This window comes from Pusillimonas caeni (assembly GCF_003545815.1).
Classification (GTDB): Bacteria; Pseudomonadota; Gammaproteobacteria; order Burkholderiales; family Burkholderiaceae_B; genus Pusillimonas; species Pusillimonas caeni.
In genome coordinates this window covers 1-5732 of the sequence record NZ_PDUW01000019.1, presented here as the reverse complement: position 1 = coordinate 5732, position 5732 = coordinate 1, and the positions used below count along the sequence as shown (strand labels likewise).

2 tRNA genes and 3 rRNA genes are annotated in these 5732 nt (G+C 53.5%); all 5 read right to left on the bottom strand.

Annotated elements, in window-relative coordinates:
* Positions 1-54: 54 nt before the first annotated feature.
* Positions 55-167: ribosomal RNA gene (gene rrf, locus CSC67_RS21130) — 5S ribosomal RNA — on the bottom strand.
* A 185-nt stretch (positions 168-352) separates the two neighbouring features.
* A 23S ribosomal RNA gene (locus CSC67_RS21125) occupies positions 353-3238 on the bottom strand.
* A gap of 365 nt (positions 3239-3603) precedes the next feature.
* Positions 3604-3679 (bottom strand) — tRNA-Ala (locus CSC67_RS21120).
* A 12-nt stretch (positions 3680-3691) separates the two neighbouring features.
* Positions 3692-3768 (bottom strand) — tRNA-Ile (locus tag CSC67_RS21115).
* 96 nt (positions 3769-3864) lie between these two features.
* A 16S ribosomal RNA gene (locus tag CSC67_RS21110) occupies positions 3865-5403 on the bottom strand.
* Together the 16S, 23S and 5S rRNA genes with 2 tRNA genes alongside form the textbook arrangement of a ribosomal RNA operon.
* Between the last annotated feature and the right edge of the window lie 329 nt (positions 5404-5732).

Genomic DNA, 5732 nt, shown 5'->3' with positions numbered 1-5732 from the left:
CACAAAGGACAAAGCCCCTGCATCGATGGGATGCAGGGGCTTTGCGGAGTAAGAGCCTGACGATGACCTACTTTCACAGGCGAATGCCAACTATCATCGGCGCAAAGGCGTTTCACGGTCCTGTTCGGGATGGGAAGGCGTGGGACCACCTTGCTATGGTCGTCAAGCGTAACGGGTTGCCGGCGCGCTTGTAGGCGCGCTCGGCCAATCTGGGCAAGAAGCACACGTAAGGTCACTTACGGTGGTGTGATAAGCATGTGTGGGGTGATTGGGGTGCGCGCTGTACGAGGGGCGCACCCGATATAGACCTTTGTTTGAACGGCACCTGAACACGTATAACCTACAAGGTTATAGGATCAAGCCGCACGGGCAATTAGTATCAGTTAGCTGAACGCATTACTGCGCTTACACACCTGACCTATCAACGTCCTGGTCTCGAACGACCCTTCAGGGGGGTCAAGCCCCCGGGATACCTAATCTTCAGACGAGTTTCCCGCTTAGATGCCTTCAGCGGTTATCTCTTCCGTACGTAGCTACTCGGCAATGCCATTGGCATGACAACCGATACACCAGCGGTACGTCCACTCCGGTCCTCTCGTACTAGGAGCAGGCTCCGTCAAGTATCCAACGCCCACGGCAGATAGGGACCAAACTGTCTCACGACGTTTTAAACCCAGCTCACGTACCTCTTTAAATGGCGAACAGCCATACCCTTGGGACCGGCTACAGCCCCAGGATGAGATGAGCCGACATCGAGGTGCCAAACACCGCCGTCGATATGAACTCTTGGGCGGTATCAGCCTGTTATCCCCAGAGTACCTTTTATCCGTTGAGCGATGGCCCTTCCATTCAGAACCACCGGATCACTATGTCCTGCTTTCGCACCTGTTCGACTTGTCAGTCTCACAGTCAAGCACGCTTATGCCATTGCACTATCAGCACGATTTCCGACCGTACCTAGCGTACCTTCGAACTCCTCCGTTACACTTTAGGAGGAGACCGCCCCAGTCAAACTGCCCACCATGCACTGTCCCCAACCCGGATAACGGGCCAAGGTTAGAACCGCAAACAGACCAGGGTGGTATTTCAAGGATGGCTCGGCCGAATCTGGCGACTCGGTTTCAACGCCTCCCACCTATCCTACACAGGCCGGTTCACAGTTCAATGCAAAGCTACAGTAAAGGTTCATGGGGTCTTTCCGTCTAGCCGCGGGTAGATTGCATCATCACAAACACTTCAACTTCGCTGAGTCTCAGGAGGAGACAGTGTGGCCATCGTTACGCCATTCGTGCAGGTCGGAACTTACCCGACAAGGAATTTCGCTACCTTAGGACCGTTATAGTTACGGCCGCCGTTTACCGGGGCTTCGATCAAGAGCTTGCACCCCATCACTTAACCTTCCGGCACCGGGCAGGCGTCACACCCTATACGTCCACTTTCGTGTTTGCAGAGTGCTGTGTTTTTAATAAACAGTCGCAGCCACCGATTCTCTGTGACCCCTTCGAGCTTTGCGCGCAGGCGCATCACCCTACCAGGGTATACCTTCTCCCGAAGTTACGGTATCAATTTGCCGAGTTCCTTCTCCTGAGTTCTCTCAAGCGCCTTGGAATATTCATCCCGTCCACCTGTGTCGGTTTGCGGTACGGTCTCGTACAGCTGAAGCTTAGAGGCTTTTCTTGGGACCACTTCCAATCAGTTTAGAACCGAAGTTCTATCCAGCCACACCCTTGAATTACGCGCCCGGATTTACCTAAGCGCCTTCTTCGATGCAGCAACGGGGACTTCCAACACCCCGATGACCTTTCGCAATCCGTCCCCCCATCGCACTGTACGACGGTGCTGGAATATTAACCAGCTTCCCATCAGCTACGCATCTCTGCCTCGCCTTAGGGGCCGACTCACCCTGCGCCGATGAACGTTGCGCAGGAAACCTTGGACTTACGGCGAGGGGGCTTTTCACCCCCTTTATCGCTACTCATGTCAGCATTCGCACTTCTGATACCTCCAGCAGCCTTTACAAGCCACCTTCACAGGCTTACAGAACGCTCTCCTACCGCGTATATCTAAGATATACACCCGCAGCTTCGGTAACTGGCTTAGCCCCGGTACATCTTCCGCGCAGGACGACTCGATCAGTGAGCTATTACGCTTTCTTTAAAGGATGGCTGCTTCTAAGCCAACCTCCTGACTGTCTATGCCTTCCCACTTCGTTTCCCACTTAGCCAATTTTAGGGACCTTAGCTGGCGGTCTGGGTTGTTTCCCTCTTGAGTCCGGACGTTAGCACCCGGTGCTCTGACTCCCGCGCTGTACTTGCCGGTATTCGGAGTTTGCCATAGTTTGGTAAGTCGCCATGACCCCCTAGCTATAACAGTGCTCTACCCCCAGCAGTAATACGCGAGGCACTACCTAAATAGTTTTCGGAGAGAACCAGCTATTTCCAGGCTTGTTTAGCCTTTCACCCCTATCCACAGCTCATCCCCTAATTTTTCAACATTAGTGGGTTCGGTCCTCCAGCACGTGTTACCGTGCCTTCAACCTGGCCATGGATAGATCGCCTGGTTTCGGGTCTACACCCAGCGACTGAAATCGCCCTATTCGGACTCGCTTTCGCTACGCCTTCCCTATTCGGTTAAGCTTGCCACTGAATGTAAGTCGCTGACCCATTATACAAAAGGTACGCAGTCACGGGACGAGCCCGCTCCTACTGTTTGTATGCACACGGTTTCAGGATCTATTTCACTCCCCTTCCGGGGTTCTTTTCGCCTTTCCCTCACGGTACTGGTTCACTATCGGTCGATCACGAGTATTTAGCCTTGGAGGATGGTCCCCCCATCTTCAGACAGGATTTCACGTGTCCCGCCCTACTTGTCTGACGCTTAGTTCCAGCAGCTGAATTTCGTCTACAGGGCTATCACCTGCTACGGCCGGACTTTCCATTCCGTTCGACTATCCAATTGCCTAAATCGTCAAGGCTGCTCCGAGGTCGCTCGCCGCTACTGTCGGAATCTCGGTTGATTTCTTTTCCTCGAGTTACTGAGATGTTTCAGTTCACCCGGTTCGCCTCCACTGGCCTATGTATTCAGCCAGGGATACTCCCTTGCGGGAGTGGGTTTCCCCATTCGGACATCTGCGGATCAATGCTTGTTTGCCAGCTCCCCGCAGCTTTTCGCAGGCTACCACGTCCTTCTTCGCCTGTGATCGCCAAGGCATCCACCATGTGCACTTAGTCGCTTGATCCTATAACGCTATAGGCTATAGAACCTTGAGTTTCGCGTGTTTGTGCCGTTCATCTATTTCAAAGCCCGAGTACCCGGTTGCCAACGCACTCGGTATGAGAACTATTTGAACAAAATTGTGTTTTGCAATCACAACCCGTACTTATCATGGACCTGCCCAACAAGGCGCAAGTCACACCATAAATTACTTCGTTGTGCTTCTTCCAGATTGTTAAAGAACGAATACTGCTGCACTGCTGTACTACCACGCGATTCCGAAGAATCAACGCACAACCCCCGAAGGCCATTCGCCCCCAGACGCTCTGCGTTGACACCCGCAAACCCCTTCTCTCGTACGCGCCAGACCCCATACCAACCACAGCAGCGTGGTGGAGGATGACGGGATCGAACCGACGACCCCCTGCTTGCAAAGCAGGTGCTCTCCCAGCTGAGCTAATCCCCCTTCCTAAAACCGTGGTGGGTCAAGTTGGAATCGAACCAACGACCCCCGCCTTATCAAGACGGTGCTCTAACCGACTGAGCTACTGACCCAGATCCTGTGGTACCGGGCGAGACCTCGCCTGACGCAACAGCAACAGACAACCGATAAGTGTGGACGCTTTCGCTTCGTGCGCCCTATGCGCTCTGAAAGGAGGTGATCCAGCCGCACCTTCCGATACGGCTACCTTGTTACGACTTCACCCCAGTCATGAATCCCACCGTGGTAAGCGCCCCCCTTGCGGTTAGGCTACCTACTTCTGGTGAAACCCACTCCCATGGTGTGACGGGCGGTGTGTACAAGACCCGGGAACGTATTCACCGCGACATGCTGATCCGCGATTACTAGCGATTCCGACTTCATGCAGGCGAGTTGCAGCCTGCAATCCGGACTACGATCGGGTTTCTGAGATTGGCTCCCCCTCGCGGGTTGGCAACCCTCTGTCCCGACCATTGTATGACGTGTGAAGCCCTACCCATAAGGGCCATGAGGACTTGACGTCATCCCCACCTTCCTCCGGTTTGTCACCGGCAGTCTCATTAGAGTGCCCTTTCGTAGCAACTAATGACAAGGGTTGCGCTCGTTGCGGGACTTAACCCAACATCTCACGACACGAGCTGACGACAGCCATGCAGCACCTGTGTTCCGGTTCTCTTGCGAGCACTCCTAAATCTCTTCAGGATTCCAGACATGTCAAGGGTAGGTAAGGTTTTTCGCGTTGCATCGAATTAATCCACATCATCCACCGCTTGTGCGGGTCCCCGTCAATTCCTTTGAGTTTTAATCTTGCGACCGTACTCCCCAGGCGGTCAACTTCACGCGTTAGCTGCGCTACTAAGGCCCGAAGGCCCCAACAGCTAGTTGACATCGTTTAGGGCGTGGACTACCAGGGTATCTAATCCTGTTTGCTCCCCACGCTTTCGTGCCTGAGCGTCAGTATTATCCCAGGGGGCTGCCTTCGCCATCGGTATTCCTCCACATCTCTACGCATTTCACTGCTACACGTGGAATTCTACCCCCCTCTGACATACTCTAGCCTGGCAGTTAAAAGTGCAGTTCCAAGGTTAAGCCCTGGGATTTCACACCTTTCTTGCCAAACCGCCGACGCACGCTTTACGCCCAGTAATTCCGATTAACGCTTGCACCCTACGTATTACCGCGGCTGCTGGCACGTAGTTAGCCGGTGCTTATTCTGCAGGTACCGTCAGCGGCACCAGGTATTAACCGGCGCCTTTTCTTCCCTGCCAAAAGTGCTTTACAACCCGAAGGCCTTCATCGCACACGCGGGATGGCTGGATCAGGGTTGCCCCCATTGTCCAAAATTCCCCACTGCTGCCTCCCGTAGGAGTCTGGGCCGTGTCTCAGTCCCAGTGTGGCTGGTCGTCCTCTCAAACCAGCTACGGATCGCAGCCTTGGTAGGCCTTTACCCCACCAACTAGCTAATCCGATATCGGCCGCTCCAATAGTGAGAGGTCTTGCGATCCCCCCCTTTCCCCCGTAGGGCGTATGCGGTATTAGCCACGCTTTCGCGTAGTTATCCCCCGCTACTGGGCACGTTCCGATACATTACTCACCCGTTCGCCACTCGCCACCAAGATAAGCAAGCTTATCTCGTGCTGCCGTTCGACTTGCATGTGTAAAGCATCCCGCTAGCGTTCAATCTGAGCCAGGATCAAACTCTTCAGTTCAATTCCTGTAAATCGTATTTTCCTTCAAACATCCCAAAGGACATTTGCGGTCATACGTCGCTATGCTTCTCAAAGGAAGAGCCGGTTCTTACTTTGACATAAAAACTTGGCTTCTTCACTTCAAGTGCAAGCACTTCAAACTTGTTGAGCCCAAGGCCTCGTGAAAGACCCTGCAGCGCACTCATTCCAAGCGCCCACACTTATCGGTTGTTTCGTTGTTAAAGAGCAAGTACTGCGTTACTGCAAAGAAACGAGATTATGAAGCAGTTTTTTTAGCTTGTCAAGTGAACCGGTTTTGTGTGGGACCTTCTGGTCTAGCACCGCTACCG